This window comes from Halomonas sp. BDJS001, assembly GCF_026104355.1.
Taxonomy (GTDB): Bacteria; Pseudomonadota; Gammaproteobacteria; order Pseudomonadales; family Halomonadaceae; genus Vreelandella.
In genome coordinates, this window is sequence record NZ_CP110535.1 from 56,737 (window position 1) to 77,908 (window position 21,172).

Annotated in this window: 21 protein-coding genes; 8 read left to right on the forward strand and 13 right to left on the reverse strand. The window is 52.1% G+C overall.

What is annotated here, in order from left to right:
• Window positions 1-35 precede the first annotated feature (35 nt).
• The 8 genes from flgE to flgL all read left to right on the forward strand — a co-directional run bounded on the left by flgE (window position 36) and on the right by flgL (window position 9,130).
• The gene (gene flgE, locus OM794_RS00265) at window positions 36-1,274 is read left to right on the forward strand and encodes a flagellar hook protein FlgE (RefSeq protein ID WP_226250517.1); all 1,239 of its coding nucleotides are present in this window, start codon (window positions 36-38) and stop codon (window positions 1,272-1,274) included.
• A gap of 31 nt (window positions 1,275-1,305) precedes the next feature.
• The gene (flgF, locus tag OM794_RS00270) at window positions 1,306-2,064 is read left to right on the forward strand and encodes a flagellar basal-body rod protein FlgF (RefSeq protein ID WP_226250518.1); all 759 of its coding nucleotides are present in this window, start codon (window positions 1,306-1,308) and stop codon (window positions 2,062-2,064) included.
• 50 nt (window positions 2,065-2,114) lie between these two features.
• Complete coding sequence (flgG, locus tag OM794_RS00275; protein WP_226250519.1) at window positions 2,115-2,897, forward strand: flagellar basal-body rod protein FlgG; 783 nt, start codon at window positions 2,115-2,117, stop codon at window positions 2,895-2,897.
• A gap of 40 nt (window positions 2,898-2,937) precedes the next feature.
• Entirely contained in the window at window positions 2,938-3,627 is a 690-nt protein-coding gene (locus OM794_RS00280) for a flagellar basal body L-ring protein FlgH (RefSeq protein ID WP_211594810.1), read from the forward strand.
• Window positions 3,628-3,741: 114 nt separating this feature from the next.
• Window positions 3,742-4,848: a flagellar basal body P-ring protein FlgI gene (locus OM794_RS00285; RefSeq protein WP_226250520.1), complete on the forward strand. Its 1,107-nt coding sequence runs from the start codon at window positions 3,742-3,744 to the stop codon at window positions 4,846-4,848.
• Window positions 4,848-5,876: a flagellar assembly peptidoglycan hydrolase FlgJ gene (gene flgJ / locus OM794_RS00290; protein ID WP_226250521.1), complete on the forward strand. Its 1,029-nt coding sequence runs from the start codon at window positions 4,848-4,850 to the stop codon at window positions 5,874-5,876. The genes OM794_RS00285 and flgJ overlap by 1 nt, the downstream gene beginning before the upstream one ends.
• 73 nt (window positions 5,877-5,949) lie before the next feature.
• The gene (flgK, locus tag OM794_RS00295) at window positions 5,950-7,848 is read left to right on the forward strand and encodes a flagellar hook-associated protein FlgK (protein ID WP_226250522.1); all 1,899 of its coding nucleotides are present in this window, start codon (window positions 5,950-5,952) and stop codon (window positions 7,846-7,848) included.
• A 16-nt stretch (window positions 7,849-7,864) separates the two neighbouring features.
• Window positions 7,865-9,130: a flagellar hook-associated protein FlgL gene (flgL, locus tag OM794_RS00300; RefSeq protein WP_226250523.1), complete on the forward strand. Its 1,266-nt coding sequence runs from the start codon at window positions 7,865-7,867 to the stop codon at window positions 9,128-9,130.
• Between the two features lie 103 nt (window positions 9,131-9,233).
• On the opposite strand, the gene fliR is transcribed toward flgL, so the two are convergent.
• The 13 genes from fliR to fliF form a co-directional block, all read right to left on the reverse strand.
• A complete protein-coding gene (gene fliR / locus OM794_RS00305; protein WP_226250524.1) occupies window positions 9,234-10,025 on the reverse strand; it encodes a flagellar biosynthetic protein FliR in 792 nt (263 codons plus the stop codon).
• 4 nt (window positions 10,026-10,029) lie between these two features.
• Window positions 10,030-10,299 carry a flagellar biosynthesis protein FliQ gene (gene fliQ, locus OM794_RS00310; RefSeq protein ID WP_007112097.1) on the reverse strand — a complete coding sequence of 90 codons (270 nt, stop codon included), beginning with the start codon at window positions 10,297-10,299 and terminating at the stop codon, window positions 10,030-10,032.
• A gap of 67 nt (window positions 10,300-10,366) precedes the next feature.
• Window positions 10,367-11,167 (reverse strand): flagellar type III secretion system pore protein FliP, encoded by an 801-nt coding sequence (gene fliP / locus OM794_RS00315; RefSeq protein ID WP_413229701.1) that lies wholly within the window; start codon window positions 11,165-11,167, stop codon window positions 10,367-10,369.
• Window positions 11,168-11,175: 8 nt separating this feature from the next.
• Window positions 11,176-11,619, reverse strand: coding sequence for a flagellar biosynthetic protein FliO (gene fliO / locus OM794_RS00320; RefSeq protein ID WP_226250526.1), 444 nt, complete (start codon window positions 11,617-11,619; stop codon window positions 11,176-11,178).
• Window positions 11,616-12,188: a flagellar motor switch protein FliN gene (fliN, locus tag OM794_RS00325; protein WP_226250527.1), complete on the reverse strand. Its 573-nt coding sequence runs from the start codon at window positions 12,186-12,188 to the stop codon at window positions 11,616-11,618. The genes fliO and fliN overlap by 4 nt, the downstream gene beginning before the upstream one ends.
• The gene (gene fliM, locus OM794_RS00330; RefSeq protein WP_226250528.1) at window positions 12,185-13,240 is read right to left on the reverse strand and encodes a flagellar motor switch protein FliM; all 1,056 of its coding nucleotides are present in this window, start codon (window positions 13,238-13,240) and stop codon (window positions 12,185-12,187) included. The genes fliN and fliM overlap by 4 nt, the downstream gene beginning before the upstream one ends.
• A 21-nt stretch (window positions 13,241-13,261) precedes the next feature.
• Window positions 13,262-13,738 carry a flagellar basal body-associated protein FliL gene (gene fliL / locus OM794_RS00335; RefSeq protein WP_226250529.1) on the reverse strand — a complete coding sequence of 159 codons (477 nt, stop codon included), beginning with the start codon at window positions 13,736-13,738 and terminating at the stop codon, window positions 13,262-13,264.
• A gap of 171 nt (window positions 13,739-13,909) precedes the next feature.
• Window positions 13,910-15,508: a flagellar hook-length control protein FliK gene (locus OM794_RS00340; RefSeq protein WP_226250530.1), complete on the reverse strand. Its 1,599-nt coding sequence runs from the start codon at window positions 15,506-15,508 to the stop codon at window positions 13,910-13,912.
• Between the two features lie 19 nt (window positions 15,509-15,527).
• Window positions 15,528-15,980 (reverse strand): flagellar export protein FliJ, encoded by a 453-nt coding sequence (gene fliJ, locus OM794_RS00345; RefSeq protein ID WP_226250531.1) that lies wholly within the window; start codon window positions 15,978-15,980, stop codon window positions 15,528-15,530.
• Window positions 15,977-17,371, reverse strand: a complete 1,395-nt coding sequence (gene fliI / locus OM794_RS00350) for a flagellar protein export ATPase FliI (RefSeq protein ID WP_226250532.1) — start codon at window positions 17,369-17,371, stop codon at window positions 15,977-15,979. The genes fliJ and fliI overlap by 4 nt, the downstream gene beginning before the upstream one ends.
• Before the next feature lie 10 nt (window positions 17,372-17,381).
• Entirely contained in the window at window positions 17,382-18,155 is a 774-nt protein-coding gene (locus OM794_RS00355; RefSeq protein WP_226250533.1) for a flagellar assembly protein FliH, read from the reverse strand.
• Window positions 18,148-19,155, reverse strand: a complete 1,008-nt coding sequence (gene fliG, locus OM794_RS00360) for a flagellar motor switch protein FliG (RefSeq protein ID WP_088702004.1) — start codon at window positions 19,153-19,155, stop codon at window positions 18,148-18,150. Before fliG ends, OM794_RS00355 begins: the two co-directional genes overlap by 8 nt.
• Window positions 19,148-20,917, reverse strand: coding sequence for a flagellar basal-body MS-ring/collar protein FliF (gene fliF / locus OM794_RS00365; protein ID WP_226250534.1), 1,770 nt, complete (start codon window positions 20,915-20,917; stop codon window positions 19,148-19,150). The genes fliG and fliF overlap by 8 nt, the downstream gene beginning before the upstream one ends.
• Window positions 20,918-21,172 lie beyond the last annotated feature (255 nt).

The following is a 21,172-nucleotide window of genomic DNA, read 5'->3' on the forward strand; positions in this document are numbered from 1 at the left end:
CATTTGATTAAACACAGCTTTCTTAGGGGAACATCATGAGTTTTTCGCAAGCACTCAGTGGTCTAAGCGCACAGCAACAAAAGTTAGGTGCGGTAGGTAATAATATTGCCAACTCGCAGACGGTTGGTTTTAAAAGCTCCAACGTCCAGTTCGCCGATGTATATGCCGAGTCGCGTATTGGTCTTGGTGTTCGCACCTCTACGGTATTGCAGAATTTTAGCCAGGGTAATGTGGAATCCACTAACCGCAATATGGATCTAGCCATTGCCGGTGAAGGCTTTTTCCGCTTTCAACAGCCCAACGGTGAAGTGGGTTATTCGCGTAATGGTCAACTGACCATGACCGCTGATGGACGTTTAGTGAATGCCCAGGGCGCTCAGATTATGGGTTATGCAGCCAACGCCGACGGTGTGGTGCAGGCGGGTGGCGATGTAAACCCTTTAAGGGTCGAATCTGGTGATTTACCTGCAAGCGCTACTACTGAGCTAAATGTGTCGTTGAACTTAGATTCGGGTGAAGGTGAGTTGGTTGCTCCTACCGAAGCGGAAATTTTGGCAGGCTTAGATGCGGATGATTACTCCTATTCAACCAATGCCACTGTTTACGACTCTCAAGGTAATGCGCGTAATTTGACATACTATTTTACTAAAACTGATGCAGCAGCTAATCAGTGGGATGTCAGTCTTAGAATGTCAGGTGGGCCTGAAGGCGCTGGAACCTACGCTGTGGCGGGACTGACGACGCTTGATTTTGATGCAAGCGGTAGGCTTGAAGCGGGTGGGCAAGCTACATTTACGTTTAATACAGATGAGTTTGATGGGGCTCAACTTGAAAATCTGGCAATTGACGTAGACTTTACTGGCTCATCGCAGTTTGCTAATAACTCCACGGTTAATGATATAGAGCAGAATGGCTACACTTCTGGCTCCTTAGTAGGCGTTACCATCGAAGACGATGGCACCATTATGCGTAACTACTCCAACGAAGAGTCGCGCGCTGCGGGTCAAATAGCACTGGTGAGCTTCCGTAACCCGGAAGGTTTGAAGCCAGACGGTGATAACCTTTGGACTGCCACCGGTGCTTCAGGCCAAGAACTAGTGGGTGCACCTGGTACCGGACAGCGTGGCTTAATTGAGCCGAGTGCAGTTGAAACTTCCAATGTTGATATGGCTCGTGAGCTTGTCGATATGATTGTTGCTCAGCGCGCTTACCAGGCAAACTCACAGACCATCAGTACCCAGGACGAGCTCCTGCAGACCATTATTAATCTTTAATGATTGGTCATATTGGTAAGGAGTAAGTACCGTGGATCGAATGCTCTATACCGCCATGAGTGGTGCCAAGAATAGTATGGATCAGCAGTCGGTAGTGAGTAATAACCTATCGAATGTGAGCACTACTGGTTTTCGCGCGCAGCTCCAGGCTGCCCGAGCGGTGCCTGTTCAGGGCGAAGCGCTACTGGCAACGCGTACCTCAGCGGTAACGACTACGCCCGGCAGCGACTTTTCTCAGGGGCCCGTTGAATATACTGGCCGAACCCTTGATATCGCGATGCAGGACGACGCTTGGATGGCGGTGCAGGCGAATGACGGTACTGAAACCTACACTCGACGTGGCGACCTTCAGATTGACAGCGACGGGGTGCTGCTAAGCGTTGGACGACCGGTGATGGGCGAAGGCGGCCCCATCGCCATCCCGCAAGGGGCACAGGTATCAATTGGTGCTGATGGGACGATTAGTGCCATTCCCGAAGGCGTAGGGCCGGAAGCCCTGGTCGAGGTAGGGCGTATTAAACTGGTGACGCCTGACGCTGGCGCGTTAACACGCGGCGAAGATGGTCTTTTTCGCGCCCCCCCTAATGAAGAGGGGGAGCCAGGAGTCTTGCCTGCTGACGAAAACGCCAAGTTGGTGAGTGGCGCCCTGGAGGGCAGTAATGTCAGTGCTGTCGATGCCATGGTCTCCATGATTGATGTGGCCCGACGCTATGATATGCAGATGAAAGTGCTGAGTACGGCTGACGAAAATGCTCAGCGCGCCAACGGCATATTATCTATTCAAGGTTGATGTTGACCATTCCAAACTGATGTTAGTCAGTCGGTCAAGGGAGCATAACGATGATTAAGTCCTTATGGACAGCTAAAACGGGTTTGGAGTCTCAGCAAACCAAGCTAGACGTGATCTCAAATAATCTCGCCAACGTGAGCACCAATGGTTTCAAACGCTCACGCCCAGTGTTTGAAGATTTGCTGTATCAGAACATGCGTCAGCCCGGCGCTCAAAACAATATTCAGGATCGGCTGCCGTCCGGTATGCAGGTAGGTACTGGCGTACGTGCCGTGGCCACTGAGCGTCTGCATACCCAGGGTGGGCTAGAGCAGACTGAAAACTCACGCGATTTGGCGATTAACGGCGAAGGCTTCTTTCAGGTATTAATGCCAGACGGTACGACGGCTTACACCCGCGACGGTAGTTTTCAGCTCAATGAGAATGGCCAAATGGTAACCGCCAATGGATACCCCGTTGAGCCTGCCATTTTCTTACCACCCAACGCGCTGTCGGTAAATGTGGGTGAAGATGGCACGGTGAGTGTACGCCAGCCGGGCGTTGCGATAGATAATGAGGTGGGACAGATCAGCGTCAGCACCTTTATTAACCCAGCAGGCTTACAAAGTATTGGTGGCAATCTCTATCTGGAGACGGGAGCCTCAGGTGCACCCAATGAGAATATGCCGGGTATGAATGGTGCAGGCCGCCTGTTCCAAGGCTATGTCGAAACATCCAACGTCAACGTTGTTGAAGAGATGGTCAATATGATTCAGACCCAGCGTGCCTATGAAATCAATAGTAAGGCGGTGTCCACCAGCGATGAAATGTTGGCACGCTTAAGCCAGCTGTAACGGTTGTTACTTACCGGGCTTAATTTTTATAGGTTGCGTTATGCTGGAGTTGCACCACATGTCACGTCGTATTGCGCTAGCGGGGCTGGTGCTTTTAATGCTTGTTGTTGCCGGGTGCGCTCAGATTCCCAGAGCATCGGTTGTAGGTGAACAAGAGCAGATCAGCATTGTTGATCGCCCGCCTCCCATCCCCAATGGCTCTATTTATCAAGCTAGGCAAGGTTATCAGCCGCTCTTTGAAGATCGCAGGCCGCGTGCCATTGGCGATATTCTGACCATTGTGCTGGATGAAGAAGTCAGTGCCAGTAAAAACTCGCAATCCAATGCGGGGCGCAGCGGCAGCGCCAGTCTGGAACTAGCACAGCTGCCTGATGTTCTGGATACGCTTGCAGAGTATGGCTTTGATGTTTCAGGTGAGAACGACTTCACCGGTAGTGGTGGTTCGCAGGCCAATAACTCCTTTACCGGTACCATTACGGTATCAGTATTGGAGGTGATGAATAACGGCAACCTACGCGTGCGTGGAGAAAAGCAAATTGCCATTAATCAGGGCACCGAGTTCATACGTTTTTCTGGTGTAGTTAACCCTCGTACGATTACCGCCCAGAACTCAGTCCCTTCCACACAGGTGGCGGATGCGCGTATTGAGTATGTGGGTGACGGTTATATTAACGAAGCGCAGCACATGGGCTGGTTACAACGTTTCTTCTTAAACGTCTCACCCTTCTAACGTTAGGGGAAGCTACTAATGGCAGAGCTGCCAATGACGGGTCACCCAATGAAAGAGCGCCAGTGCGCTATAGCGATGCGGTTTAATCGTTTGTGGGTAAATGGTTGTCGAACAATGAGTGCTTGGGCTGTCCAACTGGGCGCCATAGTGCTAATGGCTCTATTCTCATTACCCACCCAGGCGGAAAGCGTTCGTGAATTGGCAAGCTTTGCCGGTGTCCGCGATAACCAACTGGTAGGCTACGGTCTAGTGGTTGGTCTGGACAGTACCGGTGACCAAACGACCCAAGCACCGTTTACTAGCCAAAGCCTGACCAACATGCTCTCTCAACTGGGAGTAACCGTCCCATCTGGTACGAACTTACAATTACGCAATGTGGCAGCGGTGATGGTGACAGCTGACCTACCGCCGTTCTCAAGACCGGGGCAGCGCTTAGATATAGTGGTTTCTTCTATTGCCAACGCACGCAGCCTGCGTGGTGGCACACTTCTAATGACTCCTTTAAAAGGTGCTGATGGTGATACCTATGCCATTGCCCAGGGCAACATGCTGGTAGGTGGCGCTGGCGCACAAGCGGGAGGCAGCAGTGTTCAGATCAACCAGCAGGCATCAGGACGCATCCCCAATGGTGCGCTGGTTGAAAGAGAAGTGCCGCTTAACCTTGGGGGTAACGGCGGGATGCTTGAATTACAGCTCAACGACTCTGACTTTGGCACCGTTCAGCGTATGGTAACGGCGATTAATAACGAGTTTGGCCAGTCGGTAGCCTATGCACGTAATGGTCGGGTAATCGCTCTGGATGGACCTAATGATGAAAATGCCAGGGTCAATTTTATGGCCCGTGTTGAGAATGTTCAGGTAACGCCTACGGAAGCGCCAGCCCGTGTTGTGCTGAATTCACGTACCGGGTCGGTAGTAATGAACAGCGCCGTCACGTTACGAGAGGCGGCGGTAGCCCATGGCAGCTTGTCAATCATGATTGATACCCAGTTTGGCGTTAGCCAACCTAACCCCTTTGGCGAGGGCGAGACGGTTGTCGTTCCCGACTCGGATATCGACATTGAGCAGCAAGAGGCTTATCTACAGATCGTAGAGGGCGCGCAGCTCAATGAAGTAGTCAATGCTTTGAATGCCTTAGGCGCGACCCCCCAAGACTTGATGTCGATTCTGGAAGCATTAAAAGCGTCGGGTTCACTGCGTGCTGAGCTAGAGGTGATTTAATGAGTGCGAGTGATATGACCAGTCAATTCGCTCTGGATATGAATGGTTTCCAGCGCCTTCAGCACACCGCACGCGTCGACCCTGAGGCGGGTGTGAATGGCGCAGCCCAGCAGTTTGAGGCGCTTTTTATTCAGATGATGATGAAAAGTATGCGCGATGCCACGCCCAGTTCAGGGCTGATGAACAGCAGCGCGACGGATACCTATCAATCAATGCTGGATCAACAGTGGTCACAGGTAATGGCTTCGCGTGGTATGGGCCTTGCTGATGTTTTGGTTGAGCAGTTGGAGCGCCAAGGTGCCATCTCTAAAGCGCAGCCAAATGCCGATCAAGAGCTACAAGCATTAATCGCTGGTATCCCCCGTGGCACCCCACGTACGCTTGACGATTCATATACGGTGAATGCTGGAACGGTCGAAGCTTCTAATGCGCAAGGTAAGGGGCAATTCCTAGCCGAGCTAGAGGCTATTCGACAAGGCGTGGAGCGGGGAGGTGTCGTCGAGAACCCTTCGCTAACCCAGCGAGAGCAGCATGGGGGCGGCCATATCGGTCAATTTATGCAAACGCTGGCAGCCCCTGCCCAGGCGGCCAGTGCGACTACCGGCGTGCCTGCTGAATTAATCCTTGCTCAGGCAGCGTTGGAAACAGGCTGGGGGCGGCACGAAATTACTACTCGTAATGGCAACAATAGTCACAACCTGTTTGGTATCAAAGCCGGCAGTCATTGGCAGGGCGAAACCACTGATATTGTGACTCACGAATATATCAATGGACGTCGCACGCAGGTTGTCGATACCTTCCGCGTTTACGATTCGTTCGAACACGCCTTTACGGACTATGCCAGCTTAATTGGCAACAATCCGCGTTATGCCGGTGTGGTGCAGGCCCCTACCGCTGAACAGGCGGCGAGAGAGCTGCAGCGCGGGGGGTATGCGACTGATCCACGCTATGCTGACAAACTGGTAGCGGTCATGAATACCATGGGCCCACTTAACGCAGCCGGCAGCTTGCTAGCCGATTCTCGCTAATCCTATCCTCAAGTTTTTCTGCGCAGTGCCGATACTTAAAAAATAGATAGGTATCGGCCTAAGGAATTGAACCATGAGCATGTTTTCGATCGGCTTAAGCGGCCTCAATGCGGCGCAGAATGCCCTGAATACAAGCAGTAATAACATTAGTAATATCTTTACCCCAGGTTATAACCGTGAATTGGCTCAGTTGGGTGAAGGTCGCGTAGGTGGTGGGGTTCGTGTCAATGATATCGAGCGCCAGTTCAATACGTATGTTGCTGAGCAATTAAATAGCGCCAAAACCCAGTCAAGTGCTTTAAACACTTACTATGGCCAGGTTACCCAAATCGATAACCTGTTAGCTGATCGTGCGGCAGGCCTAGCCCCTCTGATGCAAGGGTTCTTCTCATCGCTAGAAGACCTGGCAGCCTCGCCCTCTGATCCAGCGGCTAGACAGGGCGTGCTTGGCCAAGCCAATACACTAAGTTCACAGTTCCGCTCCTTTGATGGCTACCTGCAAGATATGCAGGGCAATATTAATGGCCAGATCAAGGATGAGATTACCCAGATTAATAACACCACCGAACAGATCGCTGGCTTAAATAAAGAGATTGCTTTGGCGCGTGCGCGCAGTGGCGAGGCGCCCAATAGCCTGCTCAACCAGCGTGATCAATTGGTATCAGAGCTTAATGAGCGCATGGATTTGCGCCTGAATATTCAGGATGGCAAAACCTACAATATTAGCCTGCCCAATGGTCAGCCGCTGGTAACAGGCACTGATTCATTCCAGCTTGAAGCAGTACAAGCCGATTATGACCCTCAGCGAACGGTGGTGGGGTATCGGGATGGTGGTGGTAACGTCGTTCAGCTAGATGAGTCCACGATCAAAGGCGGAGCATTGGGGGGCTTAATGACCTTCCGTTCAGAAACCTTAGATAAGACACAGAACCAAATTGGCCAATTGTCTGTGTCATTGGCGATGGCCTTTAATGAGCAGCATAAGTTAGGCGTGGATCTTAACGGTGACCAGGGCGAAGAGTTCTTTGCAGTGCGCGCCCCACAAACCTATGCTGATAATGGTAATAGCTTGCCCGCCGTCACCATTACTAGCGCTGAATTTGACCCTGACCAGATTGATGCCCTTAGAGCGACTGATTATACCGTCCGTTTTGAGGCTGGTGAGCCCGTGGTGACCCGTAAAGATAACGGCCAGGTTGTCGATTTCGATCAAGCCGCCTGGAATGACGATGAAGAATTAAATTTTGGTGGAGTCAGCATTCAGTTCAGCGGTGTGCCGCAAGATGGCGATAGCTTTGAAGTTCAACCGGTTCGGCGAGCTGCCAATGGAATGGACGTGAATATTGCTGATGTAGACAAAATTGCGGCGAGTAGCTTGGTTGAAAGAGGAGGTGATTTAGAGATTGGTCAGCTATCTGCGGCAAGCGGTGCTTTCTCTGCCAATGAAGATTATGAGCTGGAAGTCGATGAAAATGGGACGCTGACTGTTACTCCCGCAACGGCGATTTCGGTAAATGGTGAACCCTTTAATCCGGCTACAGATGAATTGGAAGAAGGCGATCGGGTCACTTTTGACGGCCTTAGTTTCACTCTGAATACGCTTCCCGACGCTGGTGATATTGCCACTCTAAGTCTCAGCCGGAGTGACGCTAACTCGGGTGATAACCGCAATGCTCTGGCGCTACAAAACTTGCAAGCCGAATCAATTGTTGGCGGTAGGGCAACGGTCACCGGTGCATATGCATCCATCGTTAGTGATGTTGGCAACAGAACCAATATCACAGAAGTGAATTTGGACGCCCGTCAGGGCTTGACCGATCAATTACGTGCCGTACAGCAATCTGAGTCAGGGGTTAATCTAGACGAAGAAGCCGCTAACTTGATTCGCTATCAACAGTACTATCAGGCCAATGCGCGTGTGATTGACACCGCTGGTACGCTGATGGACACCATCTTGAACCTGCGCGGTTAATTCGGGAGCTTAAGTGATGCGTATTAGTACCGTTACCATGTTCGAGCAGAGCACGGCGTCCATGAACCGTCAGCAGAGCGACCTGATGAGGGTGAGTCAGCAGATCGCCAGTGGCCGCCGCGTGGTTAATCCATCCGACGACCCACAGGCCGCCTCGCGGGCGATTGGTGTTGATCAGGCAAAAGCGGTGACTGAGCAGTTTTCAGATTCACGCGTATCTGCCCGTAATTCGCTGTCGCAGACGGAAAGCATTATTAACAGCGTCAGTGATGCGATAACCAGTGCCAAAGGATTGTTGATTCAGGCGTCTAGCGACACGCTAACTAACGAAAACCGCGAGTCCATTGCTAGCGAGCTTAAAGGCGTTTATGAGACTCTGATAGGCCAAGCGAATTCTACCGATGGTAATGGTCGCTATTTGTTTGGTGGCTATAAAGATAGCCAACCCCCTTTCGCCAAAGATGGTAATGGCAGTGTGCAATATAAGGGCGATAGTAATGTACGCGAGCAACGTGTTGACGCCACACGTTTAATGCCAGTCGCCGACAACGGCGAGACTATATTTAAAAGTGTTCCCAGCGGTGCTGGATACGTGGTAGAAGCAAAGCAAAAAAGTGGCGATCTCAATGAAGGCGATGTGACATTTCGTGGGCCGCAAATAAACAATGTAAATGATGCTAATTACGGAACAGACTTCCGCATCACCTTTACGAGTGACAGTGAATTTAATGTCGAAACATTCGATGGTAATGACTGGGTACTTGCTGATCCCGCTGATCCAACTCTAACAGGTGTGGAGTACACGGGGAATCAAGATGGCACCGCCCAGCAAGTAAGCTTTGGCGGGGTTTCGGTCAACCTAGAAGGAACGCCAGCTGCGGATGATTCAATCCTGGTGGCGCAAGCTGATGGCGAGCAGCGTAAACCTGATCTTTTCCGAACCATGGAAGAAGCTATTCGCGTATTAGAAAGCCCTGCTGATAATGCCACCAAAAAAGCCGAGATGCGCAATACTCTTAACACTGCCATGCGCGATCTGGACAATAGTTTAGATAATGTTCTGACCGTGCGTGCTTCTGCAGGGGCGCGTTTGAATGAGCTTGATGTAATCGATGCCGTAGGCAGTAACCGAATGCTCAATTACGATCAAACGTTATCGGATTTAGTCGATCTGGATTACGCCGAAGCAATTTCTGAGTATAGTTTGCGACAAATTGGTATGCAGGCGGCACAAAAAGCTTTTGTAGACATTAAAGGCTTATCGCTATTTAACTATATGTAACGGCTTTGCTACGTGCCTAACGCTTCAATGGCGTAAGTAGCCTCCTCAACTCTAACGATCCCTGTGTTTTTGTGAAACGTCGTTCACGAAAACATGGGGATATTTAGTTTAAAGGTGCCATCGTTTCGATTAGTCCCTGCATAAAACTCAACCCTTGGGTAAATAACCGCTGTAAAAAGCGATTAATGTCGGTCATGAGTACCATCATCAGTATAAGACCCACGATGAGAGAGGTAGGGAAGCCGATATTGAACACCGTAAGCTGCGGAGCCGAACGGTTGAGTATTCCGAGGGCTAGGTTGATGGTCAGCAGGGAGCCCACCAGCGGTAACGCCAGTAGCATCCCCGAGGCAAAGATTGTTCCTGCGTACCGGGCGAGTAACTCAAAAGCACCCGGGTTAAAGGTTCCAATGCCAATGGGCAGCGTTTGGAAGCTCATGATCAGGGTTTCAAGCACCATCAGATGGCCATTCAGCGCCAAAAACATGAGCAGCGTTATCATATAGAGGATACGTGATAGCACCATGATATTGGTACCACTCGATGTATCGAAAAAGCTCGCAAATGCTAAGCCCATTTGCAGGCCGATAAAGTCCCCTGCGGCTTGAACGACCGCGAACATGATATGCATGACGAGACCCATCGCTAAGCCGATAAGGATCTGTTCGATCATAACCCCTATCCCAGCCCATGACATGATGGCAATATCAGGCATGGCCGGTAAAATCGGTGCAATGACAATGGAAATTAGGGCAGCCAGACCGACTTTGGCCTGATTAGGTACACTGGAGTGGCCCCATAGAGGTGACGCCGCCATAAAAGCAGTAATGCGCGCAAACGGCCATAAAAAAGCCACTAACCACCCCTGCAGTTGTGCGAAAGTGACTTCCACCATAGCGCTACATCACCATACTGGGGATGTTGGTAAATAGGCGGTGGGTAAAGTCGGTGATCAGCCCAATCAGCCAAGGGCCAGCTAATACCAGTACTGTAAAAACGGCCAGAATCTTAGGAATAAAGGTGAGCGTCATTTCGTTAATTTGCGTTGCGGCCTGGAAGAGACTGATGATTAGACCAGTGAACAGCGCCGCCAGCAGCATTGGACCAGCAAGGAGAAGCGTTACACGCATACCTTGGTAAGCAATGCTCATCACCATTTCAGGGGTCATAGTTGGAATCCTGTGTGCCGTATAAAATGACGCGGCTTGTCATATGTGAAAATGACTCAATGAAGCGCTATATCATATAAAAGCTTTCTGCCATCGAGCCGATAATAAGCTGCCATCCATCCACTAAAATGAATAGCATTAGCTTAAATGGTAACGAAATCGTAATGGGTGGAACCATCATCATACCGAGCGCCATGAGTGTACTGGCAACGACGAGGTCGATGATTAAAAACGGGATAAAAATAGTAAAGCCAATTTGGAAGGCAGTCTTAAGCTCACTCGTGACGTAAGCGGGTAATAACACACGCATGGGTAACTCTTCTGGGCCTTGCATCGGCCCGACATCCGCCAAGCGTACGAACAGGGCTAAGTCAGGCTCGCGAGTTTGGGCCAGCATAAACTCGCGAAAGGGTTCCTGGGCAAGTAGCAAAAACTCTTCAAAATTAATCGTTTCATTCGTCAGCGGTACCCAGGCGTTGTCGTATACCTGAGCCAATACTGGTGACATGATAAAAAAGGTTAAAAACAGCGCTACACCCAAGAGTACCTGATTGGGCGGCGTTGCCTGGGTACCCATTGCCGTGCGCAATAAACTGAGCACAATGATGATGCGCGTGAAGCTCGTCATCATTAGCAGCATAGAGGGTAAAAACGCTAGCGAGCTTAAAAAGAGCAGTGTCTGCAGAGAGAGAGACCACTGCTGGCCGCCGTCTTCTAGCGGTTGTGAAGTAATGCCAGGTATCTGTTGTGCATGCAGCGGGCCTGCTATGAAACAGGCAACAAGAAAAACCAGCCAAAGTGAAAGTGGCTTAGCGAGATTGTTCTTCAAAGCACAGCTCTTCAAAACACAGGGCCAAGAAAGGTGCATCCATTGCCTCATGGCGTCTGACGTGGATCGGTGGGCGAGGATGAGTCGCGGTGACGGCCGGCAGCTAGCGCTTTTGATAGGCGAAGCGAAAAGCGTGAGGCAGGCGGAGCCGGTGTGGTTGGCGTACGCTCTTCTGGGGCCGGGCGCTCGTGTAGTTTAGTGATGCGTCCGCCCCCGACACCAACGACTAACCAGGTATCTTCCACTTCAACAACCACAATACGCTCACGGTTACCTACGGAAGTGCTGCCCACAATCCGCAGGTGGGCGCCATTGCGTGTGGTATGGTTGCCCCAGCGCTTTAAAAGCGCTGTGCAGATAAGGATGATCGCAATAACGAGAGCTAAGGCTGCAGCTGTCTTACCTAGAACAGCCATGCCTATTAGTGCCTCGCCACCGTTCCCCAGTGCATCGAGTGAACCGTTCTGCGTTGAGGAAGCTGCAACGCTCATCGGTTCAATTTATGAATACGTTCAGAAGGCGTAATGATTTCAGTTATACGGATACCGTATTTATCTTCGATCACAACGACTTCGCCTTGAGCGATCAGGTAACCATTAATCAAGATATCCATTGGCTCGCCGGCGAGGCCTTCAAGCTCAATGACAGACCCTTGCGCTAACTCAAGCAACTGTTTAATGGTTAACTTTGTGCGGCCTAATTCCACGGTGAGTTTCACCGGGATATCCATAATCATCTCAAGCTCGCGTGCCTGAGAGGAGCCGCTGTCCGGGCTTAGCGGGCGGAATATATCGTCACTTGCTGACTTCGCTGCTGGCGTGGGTGAAGCGGCGGGTTCCTCTTCGCTCGCTTCAGCAGACTCTTGCTCTGCCATTGCTGTTGCCCAAGGATCTTCCTCTTCGCTCGCTTCAGCAGATTCTTGCTCTGCCATTGCAGCCGCCCAAGGATCATCCTCTTCGCTAGCAGCATCGGTGCTGGCTGTGGGCTCTTCTTGCTCGGACATGGCATCTGCCCAATCGTCGTCAGAGACGTTCTGATCAGGCTTATTGGGATCAGTCATGCTTTGGATTCCTTGGCTTTCTGTCGCGTAGACCCTTTAATGAAGTCCTTGGACGATGCGTTATTCATAGCGGCATGGTCAATCATATGGAGCACTCTCAGTGCATGCTGCTGGCGTTGGCTACCGTACTCACACTCCATGACGGGAACCCCGTCAACACTTGCTGTGATGGAGCTTGGAATATCTAACGGTAGCACGTCGCCTTTTTTCAATCCCATTACGTGGGCAATACGACTCGGTATTTGGGCAAATTCAGCGACCAACTCTACCTCTGACTGACGTAGCTCACTCGCCATTCGACGAGACCAACTGCCATCTTGGTCGTGGTTGCTATCATTGATTGGGTTGGCCAGCAAGTCACGCAACGGCTCGATCATTGCGTAAGGCATGCATATCTGAAAATTGCTCGAAAGGTTGCCGACTTCGATATTGAACTTGGTATTCACCACAATTTCATTGGGTGAATTGGTGATGTTGGCAAACTTTGATTGCACTTCTGAACGTAAAAAGCTGACATCCAGGGGATGAACGACTTTCCACGCCTCTTGGTAGGCATCTATGGCGAGATTAAGCAGGCGCTGGATAATACGTTGCTCAGTGTTCGTGAATTCTCGACCATCCGATTTGGTAACAAAGCGACCGTCACCCCCAAAGAGGTTATCCACTACCATAAAAACGAGGTTAGGTGGAAATACCACCAGCGCTGAGCCACGCAGCGGCTTCATGGATACGATGTTCAGGTTTGTTGGTACGGGAACATTACGCGAGAACTCGCTAAAGCTTTGATAACGCACCGACTCTACGGTAATGTCTGCACTGCGCCGTAATAGGTTGAACAGGCCAGTACGGAAATAGCGTGCAAAACGCTCATTGATGAAATCAAGCGCATGCAAACGCTCACGAATAACGCGATGCTGAGTTGACGGGTCATAAGGTCGAACGCGCGCTTCGTCTTGCGCTTTGGACGATGAAGCCGATGGCTCATCGTCTCCGCTAACGCCCTTCAGCAGGGCATCAATTTCTTCCTGGGACAGTAGATCGTCCTGTGACATGAACGGCTCCAGTTCCCGAGGTTATTGCACAATAAATTCGGTGAATAAAACTTCACGCAAATCAAGCGGTGGCTGATTTTCCGTCAGCGGGACGTTGAGTCGCTCAACAATTGCCTGTGCAAGCTGTTGCTTACCTTCCGGGGAAGTAAGTTCATCAGCCTGCTTGCCCGATAGCAGCATCAGCAGACGGCTACGCACTTGGGGCATATGCTCTTCTAGAATCGCTTTACTCTCCTCATTGCCCACACGCAGAGTCACGCCTGTATAGAGTAAGCGTGAGCCGTAGCTATCATCGGCAAGATTGACGGTAAAAGGTTCAATCCGCATGAAGATAGGCGGCTCGCGCTCCATAGCCTGCTGCATTTCAGCATCTTCTGAACCGCCATCACGCTGATCCATGACCATATAAATAGCCGCTGCAGCTCCCGCTGACGACAGCAAGACCAGGATGATCATTATCCAGAGCAGTTTTTTTGACCCGCTGGTTTTTTCAGCCATTTGCGATTCCTGTGAACTCCATGCATATCACTAGCAAAGTATTATGCCAAAAGCACATGCTGGTGATGAAATGAACAGGCTCGTTTGGCAAGCCTATCTTTTGGTTTAGCTATTTCATTAGCGTACTAATGTGTAGTACCAGAAAGGCCATACAAATTCTGGTGTCGCCACTTAAGCGTAAAGATCTACCCGCCCATCCAGTACCTGCGGATTACTTCCGGAGTTCTGGCGAGTCGCATCATCTAAACCAATCTCGCCGCTGTCGCTGCCGGTTTTAGTGCCGTTCTTGCTGCTTGACTGGGCAAAAGCTTGGTCATTGGGGTCGCGCTGTTCGCCAACAGATGTTTCACCCAGTGATATGCCTTGCTCCGCCAAGGCTTCCCTGAGCTGGGGGATGGCCTGCTCCAGCACTTGCCGCACCTGTGCATGGGCTGACAAAAAGTGAGCTTGAGCGCCTTGCTCGCTAAATTTTAGTGAGATAGAGAGCGGCCCCAGTTCTGCTGGATTCAACTGCATTTGGACATGCTGATCGCCGCCCCGCTGTGAAATCTGCACCAACTGTTGGCTTAGTTGTTGCGACCAGGCAGGACTCGTAAAAGGTGTTGCTAACGTGGCAGCTGTCGGGGTAGACGCAGGCGTATACGTTTGAGTGGATTGCGGCATTGCTAGCGAGTTACTGCCAGTATTTAAAGCAAAACCTGTTGGTAACTGTTCACCACTTTGGCTTCCTTTCGGTGTCCCATCGGCGGCCAGTAGAGCGCCCATGAGAGCTTCGCTACTGACGTTTGTGGCTGCGTTGATGGTGTTGTTAATATTTTGGGTGTTAAAAGTATCTGGCTGTGGCCTAGAGGGCATCTGAAGCTCCGCCACAGGCGAGCGTGTATCAGTTGAACGAGCTAAACCAGCGGACAATGTTTGAGCACCTTGCTGTTGTCCAACCAAGCCATTTAACGCGGAGACCAGCTGTGCAGCTTCCGTTTGACTAATATTTAACTGTTCAGCAATGGTTTTCAGCGCTGCTGGATCGAGAGGCTGCACAGACCCACCGCCCCCCATACTGAGAGACTGGATAATTGCTTTGAGCGCTGGTGTATCCACCAACTGCGCAGCCTCCGTTTGACTAACATTTAACTGATCAGCAATGGCTTCCAGTGCTGCTGCGTCGAAAGACGGCACAGACCCGCTGTTATCCATGCTGAGAGACTGGATAATTGTTTTAAGCGCAGGTGTATCGACCAGCTGTGCAGCTTCCGTTTGACTAATATTTAGCTGTTCAGCGATCGCTTCGAGCCCTGCTGGAGAAACCGGCAATGCCTGCTGTGATATGAGACTGCTGTCAGTAAATGAAGCCATGAGTGCGAGACGGCCAGCAATCTCGTCAAGAGGCGTAGAGAATTGCTCACCCCCTAAACCTAGAGTGTGTGCGCTGATGTCTGAGTTCGACAGATGTAGCTGGGCGAGAAGTTCAGAAAAATCGCTCTCACTGACATCAATCCCCAGGGTTTCAAGGGCCGTACTCAAACGTTCAGCGTCGACTTCTAATGTATCGGATACAAGATTGCCGAGGGCATCGAGCTGTTTTTGCTGTAAGGGCGCCTGAGAAGCGCTAATGTCACCAAGCCCAGATGACGACGGGTTTCGCTGAGTAGCAGACGCTTGTAACAGCGCCTGGCGAAATAAGCCGTTGACTGGGTCTTGACGGTTAAAAGCACCTTGAGACTGTGTCTGAGGTGAACTTTGGCTGACCGAAAGCAACTGGTGGATGTTCATATTCAGTTCCCTGGCACCGCTAATGCGGAGTGTCGTTATGTTGACGAGCCGCACGGCTTGTCACCAGATCATCATTCGTTTTTTGTTCCTGACGCTCACTGCGGCGGTGCTCTTCTAATAGTCGACGCGACGCCAGTGTATCGTAGGAAGAGAGCTTTCGCTGCTCTTGTTGCCAGTTCTTTTTACTCTGCTCAACGCTTGCCTGTTGGGAAGCTAAGGCTTGTCGAGCGCGGCTTAGGGCCGCGTCCAAAGAGGCTAAGAACTGCTGATAGTTGTACATAGTGGCAGGGTCAATGCCTTCACGCATCGCTTTCTGTAAGCGCTCAGCGTACTCCGCCCGATAGCTCAGTAGCGACTGTAACTGAGCGGTCGTTTGTTGCTCCGTTTGTCGCTCTTGTGCCAGTACTTTACCCGCTTGGTCGCGGGCACCTCTGGCTAAGTCGGTTAACATTTCGAGCTGGGAAGTACTCATGTGCGTCCTCCTACCAGTGCGTGCAGCGCTTGGCGAGCATCCGCAAGCGTTGCACACTCATCAATATTCTGTTGAAGGAAGTTTTCCAACGATGGAAAGCGTTTCACTGCTTCGTCGAGCTGGGGATCATGGCCCGGGCTGTAGGCCCCCACGCTGATAAGATCCCGGTTACGCTGGTAGCGCGAGAAGAGCTGTTTGAACACTCGTGCTTCCTGAAGCTGATCGGCTGAGGCGATGGAGGTCATTGCGCGGCTAATTGAAGCTTCAATATCGATGGCCGGATAGTGACCTGCTTCCGCTAATGTTCTCGACAGCACGATATGCCCGTCTAGAATGGCGCGAGCAGAATCAGCAATAGGATCCTGTTGGTCGTCGCCCTCCGTTAGTACGGTATAAAACGCCGTAATGGAACCACCACCACGCTCAGCATTACCTGCGCGCTCCACTAAGCCGGGCAGCTTTGCAAAAACCGACGGCGGATAACCTTTAGTAGCGGGTGGCTCACCAATGGCCAGGGCAATTTCCCGCTGGGCCATGGCGTACCGGGTTAACGAATCCATGATCAGCAGGACATCGCGACCTTCGTCACGAAAACCTTCTGCCAGGCGAGTCGCATAAGCGGCGCCCTGTAGGCGCTGCAGCGGTGATGTGTCAGCGGGAGCGGCGACGACAACAGCACGCCGACGTCCCTCAGGGCCCAAAATATTATCGATGAAGTCTTGTACTTCACGGCCTCGCTCACCAATCAAACCCACCACAATCACATCGGCCTTGGTGTAGCGTGCCATCATACCTAGCAGAACGGACTTACCCACGCCGGAGCCTGCAAAGAGCCCCATACGCTGACCTCGACCTACGCAAAGCAGGGCATTGATAGCGCGAATGCCGACGTCAATTTGCGCATCAATGGGCGCCCGAGAAAGCGGATTGAGCGGCGGAGAGCTGAGTGTTGCTCGGGGTATTTCATCTATATTCTCCCGATCATCCAGCGGATTGCCGTTACCATCCAGTACTCGCCCAAGCAGGCTATCACCCATCGGGAAGCGGCGGGCACTGTTGTTGCCGCTTTCATCAAGAGGTGCGACGCGAGCGCCAGGCATTAATCCTATAACCTCTTCGAGAGGCATCAGGAATAGCTTGTCACCAGAAAAGCCGACGACCTCTGCCTCTGCATGCCTATCGCTGTCTGTCAGCCGACCATCGCTGCCAGGTAATTCAATCCGGCAGGCGCTACCCACCGCCACACGCAGCCCTACCACCTCAATCACCATCCCCGTCGCGCGAACAACGCGACCGCTATTGCGGTAGCGAGGCAGATGGCTGACACGCTGCTGCGTGCGTCGCAATGCCTTATTCCAGCGATGTTGATGGGGACAGGTGGTCTCTGCCATGGGTATCCGCCTACGATGAAGGAACGTTAGAAGAGGGAGGGGAATTGAGGCCGCGTTTGCGCGATTGGGCTTGGATAGCATGCCAACGGCTTTCGAAGGTCGCGTCAATTTCCCCCTGGGCACTGGTGACCCGACAGCCGCCACGGGCAAGTTGGTCATCGGGCTGCAGTTTCCAATTGGCAGCCCTGAGTTCATTGCCTAGGTGCTCTTCTACTAGCGCATGATCATCGGGGTTGAGCCAAAGCCTCTGCTGGCCTACCAGAGGGGGTTCAGTGTGCAGCAGCTCGCGGACAATGGTCAAAATTTGCTCAGGTGTATCCCGTAAGGCATCGCTTGCAAGCTGTTTGCCGGTGGCGAGTGCTAACTCGACCAGGTCGTAGGCAATCGTGTCATCAAGACGTTCAAGGGCGTCCGCAAACTGCTTGCCCAGCGTTTCCAGCGGTGCAACGGTTTTGCGAATCTGTGCTTCCAACTCCGTTTTTGCCTGTTCGGCAGCTTCCTCTAAACCCTTTTCAAGCCCCTCTTTGTGGCCTTGTTCAAAGCCAGCGTCATACCCCTCTTTTTGTGCTTGCTGGCGAATACGCTCATAAAGTGCCTGGCGTTCACTCTCTTCACGCTGGCGTGCCAGCTCGGCCGCTTTTTGTGCCGCCTGTACTTTGCGCTGGTGAGCTGTTGGCACTTCGCCGTCAGGGGCATGGCTGCTCTTTGTGGTCGCCAGCTCATCCATCTGCCAGCGGCGCCAATCCCCATGGCGATCAAATTTAGGCGAGTGAGTATTAGACATACTCGTCGTCTCCGCCAGCCAGAACGATTTCCCCTGAATCGGCTAAACGCCGCACGACCTGCAAGATAGTTTTCTGCTCGGTTTCAACTTGAGAGACGCGGATGGGGCCTCGGGCTTCCATATCTTCGCGCACTAAATCGGCGGCGCGCTGTGACATGTTGCGCAGGAATTTGTCGACCAAAGCGTCCTGAGCCCCTTTGAGTGCCACGACCAACGAGTTGGTATCGACTTCCTGCAGCACCATTTGAATAGCGCGGTTGTCGAGATCCAGCAGATTCTCGAACAGGAACATTTCGTCGATAATCTTCTGAGCCAGATCTTCGCTGTGCGCACGCACGGTTTCGATAGCTGTCTCCTCCTGAGAGGAGTTCATCAAGTTGAGGATCTCTGCAGCCGTTCTTACGCCGCCCATTTTGCTGCGTTTGAGGTTCTGGCCATCCAGCATGCTGGTGAGTACTTCGGTCAGTTCTTGTAACGCTGCAGGCTGAACGCCGCTAAAGGTGGCGATACGTAGTACCACGTCATTACGCAATTTCTCTTCAAACAGCTCCAGAATATCTGAGGCTTGATGACGATCCAGGTGAACCAGGATTGTCGCAATAATCTGCGGATGCTCGTCGCGGATTAGCTCGGAGACCATGGACGCTTCCATGAGGTTGAGTGCGTCGATACCCGAGTTGCTGCCTGTGGTCTCCAGAATATCTTCAATTAAGCTGGTCGCGCGCTCGCTACCCAGTGCTTTGGTCAGCACCGAGCGGATGTGGTCGCTGGAGTTGAGGTTCAGCGCAACAAACTCTTCGGTCTCTTTATGGAAAGCTTCCAGCACCGCTTTCATTTCTTCGTGTGAGACCTGATTGAGCTTGGCCATCTCCATACTAATTTCTTGCACCTCAGCAGCGCCGAGATACTTAAACACCTCGGCGGCGCTGTCTTCATCGAGCGCCAGTAACAACACAGCGCTCTTGCGGGCTCCGCTCATTTCAGCAATTGAACTACTCATTGGCATTCATCCAGCTACGAATGATCATCGCGACCATGCGGGGATCTTCCTGCGCCATTTCACGCAGGTCGTTGAGGTTATGCTCGTAGAGTGAGGTTTTACGCCGACGCTTGGGCTTGGCGTAGGTCTCATCAGTCTCGTCTGACGACTCTAAGTCTTCGTCGTCTTCCTCGCCTACGCTAGCAGACAGCGTGCCGCCAGGCGTTGCGGTCGCCATCACCGGTGGCTGGGTATAACGCTTGATTAAAGGGCGCAAAATCAGCAGGTAAAGCAATAAAATCGCTAGCGCAACCAGTAGGTAGCGACCCACCTTGCCAGCAAGAGAAAGCACGCTGGGGTCTTTCCACCAATCGACCTCTACGCTCTCCTCAGCACTGCGCGCAAAGGGAGAGTTGACGACTTCAACTTCATCGCCGCGCACGGTCGAGAAGCCCATTGCTTGACGAACCAGACGCTCAATTTGAGCCACTTCGTTGTCTGTTAGGGCAACCTCCACGGGTTCGCCCTCATCGTTCATCTCTGTGCGATAGTTCACGACGACCGCCGCAGAGAGTCGCTCTATTTGGCCGAGCCGGTGCTGGACGTGCTCAATACTGCGATCAACTTCGTAGTTGATAACGTCGTCTTGACGTAAGTTGCGCAACGCTTCTGGGGGGGCATCTTCCTGTTGGTCGCCTTCTTGCTCGCCTTCCTGTTGGTTGATAGGGGAGGGTATGGCGCCCGGCGGTGTATTGCTGAGTGCGCCTGGGATGCCTGTGGACAGAGGGTCTTCACCATCAAAAGCAAGGCTTAGCTGGCGGCTACGCACGGCTGCTTCATTAGGCGGTTGATTTGGCCCGTAACGCTCAGAGGTTTGCTCGCGCCGCGAGAAATCTATTTGTGCTGCAACCTGGGCGCGCACGTTATCGCGCCCCAGAATGGGCGTTAAAATATGCTCGATACGCTGCTGGTAAGAGCGCTCAACCTCGGTAATATATTCAAGCTGTGACCCATCCAGGTCGTTTCCATTACTTGTCTCGGCAGACAGTAGTCGGCCATCCTGATTCACCACGGTGACATCTTCAGCGGCAAGCTCTGGCACGCTACCTGAGACCATATGGACGATCGCGCTGACTTGGCCTTCACCCAAAACGCGGCCAGGTAAAAGGGTCAGAACAACGGAGGCTTTCGCTGGCTCTCGATCACGGATAAACACCGATGGTTTAGCCATGGAGAGATGAACTCTCACGCCTTCTACCGGCCCTAGCGATTCAATTGAACGGGCCAGCTCGCCTTCCAAGCCCCGCTGATAGTTAATCTGCTCAGCAAATTGACTAATCCCAAACGCCTGGCTATCCATTAACTCCAGACCAAGATTGCCGCCGCGTGGAAGACCCTGCTCTGCAAGCTGTAGGCGTAGCGTATGAACCTGGTCGCTAGGCACCATTAACGCCTGGCCGCCTTCACTGAACCGGTAAGGAATACCACGCGTGTCGAGTTCATTGATGATGCTGCCACCATCAGCTTCGCTCAGGTTGCTGTAAAGCACGCGGTAATCAGGACTGCTGGCCCACATAAAGAGAGCCGCCACAATAGCAATTGAGGCGGCACCAGCAATAAGCAGTGCGACGAGTGGATTGCCACGCAACTGACTCAACGTTCGCTCAAAAGCCGAGCCGCTGGCGGTATCGCGTTCGCTATTTCCACTACCTGTGCTTCCACTGCGGGGAGCGGCTTGATTCTTACTGTTTTGACGGCCTGCCGTTGCACCAGTTTCGCTCATGCGTCCCTCCAACAAAGGGGCAAGCAAAACTGGCGTCGGCCCAGGCGCATCACCAAAGAAGGCATAGGCTATATCCGTCAATCGCGGTTATCCGCCTAAAAGATGAGGCGGAATTGTGATGACGGCCATTATCCGGTGGCTAGTCGAGCCTAAAGGAAAGATAAGATCCGCTTTTTATGCGCATTTGTCCGTATGAGGTGGGTTGCTTTGGTGTTAGGCTTTTTGCATTAGATCTTTTTTGCGAATTGAGGTGAG

Bases quoted from the DNA above. Each gene is read 5' to 3' on its own strand.
- flgE (WP_226250517.1), top strand. From the start codon at position 36: ATGAGTTTTTCGCAAGCACTCAGTGGTCTAAGCGCACAGCAACAAAAG.
- fliG (WP_088702004.1), bottom strand. From the start codon at position 19,155: ATGAGTAGTTCAATTGCTGAAATGAGCGGAGCCCGCAAGAGCGCTGTG.
- flgJ (WP_226250521.1), top strand. From the start codon at position 4,848: ATGAGTGCGAGTGATATGACCAGTCAATTCGCTCTGGATATGAATGGT.
- fliO (WP_226250526.1), bottom strand. From the start codon at position 11,619: ATGAGCGTTGCAGCTTCCTCAACGCAGAACGGTTCACTCGATGCACTG.
- fliQ (WP_007112097.1), bottom strand. From the start codon at position 10,299: ATGACCCCTGAAATGGTGATGAGCATTGCTTACCAAGGTATGCGTGTA.
- OM794_RS00285 (WP_226250520.1), top strand. From the start codon at position 3,742: ATGAGTGCTTGGGCTGTCCAACTGGGCGCCATAGTGCTAATGGCTCTA.
- flgG (WP_226250519.1), top strand. From the start codon at position 2,115: ATGATTAAGTCCTTATGGACAGCTAAAACGGGTTTGGAGTCTCAGCAA.
- flgL (WP_226250523.1), top strand. From the start codon at position 7,865: ATGCGTATTAGTACCGTTACCATGTTCGAGCAGAGCACGGCGTCCATG.
- fliL (WP_226250529.1), bottom strand. From the start codon at position 13,738: ATGGCTGAAAAAACCAGCGGGTCAAAAAAACTGCTCTGGATAATGATC.
- fliI (WP_226250532.1), bottom strand. From the start codon at position 17,371: ATGGCAGAGACCACCTGTCCCCATCAACATCGCTGGAATAAGGCATTG.
- flgK (WP_226250522.1), top strand. From the start codon at position 5,950: ATGAGCATGTTTTCGATCGGCTTAAGCGGCCTCAATGCGGCGCAGAAT.
- fliR (WP_226250524.1), bottom strand. From the start codon at position 10,025: ATGGTGGAAGTCACTTTCGCACAACTGCAGGGGTGGTTAGTGGCTTTT.
- fliF (WP_226250534.1), bottom strand. From the start codon at position 20,917: ATGAGCGAAACTGGTGCAACGGCAGGCCGTCAAAACAGTAAGAATCAA.
- OM794_RS00355 (WP_226250533.1), bottom strand. From the start codon at position 18,155: ATGTCTAATACTCACTCGCCTAAATTTGATCGCCATGGGGATTGGCGC.
- fliP (WP_413229701.1), bottom strand. From the start codon at position 11,167: ATGCACCTTTCTTGGCCCTGTGTTTTGAAGAGCTGTGCTTTGAAGAAC.
- fliJ (WP_226250531.1), bottom strand. From the start codon at position 15,980: ATGAGTACTTCCCAGCTCGAAATGTTAACCGACTTAGCCAGAGGTGCC.
- OM794_RS00280 (WP_211594810.1), top strand. From the start codon at position 2,938: ATGCTGGAGTTGCACCACATGTCACGTCGTATTGCGCTAGCGGGGCTG.
- fliN (WP_226250527.1), bottom strand. From the start codon at position 12,188: ATGACTGATCCCAATAAGCCTGATCAGAACGTCTCTGACGACGATTGG.
- fliM (WP_226250528.1), bottom strand. From the start codon at position 13,240: ATGTCACAGGACGATCTACTGTCCCAGGAAGAAATTGATGCCCTGCTG.
- OM794_RS00340 (WP_226250530.1), bottom strand. From the start codon at position 15,508: ATGAACATCCACCAGTTGCTTTCGGTCAGCCAAAGTTCACCTCAGACA.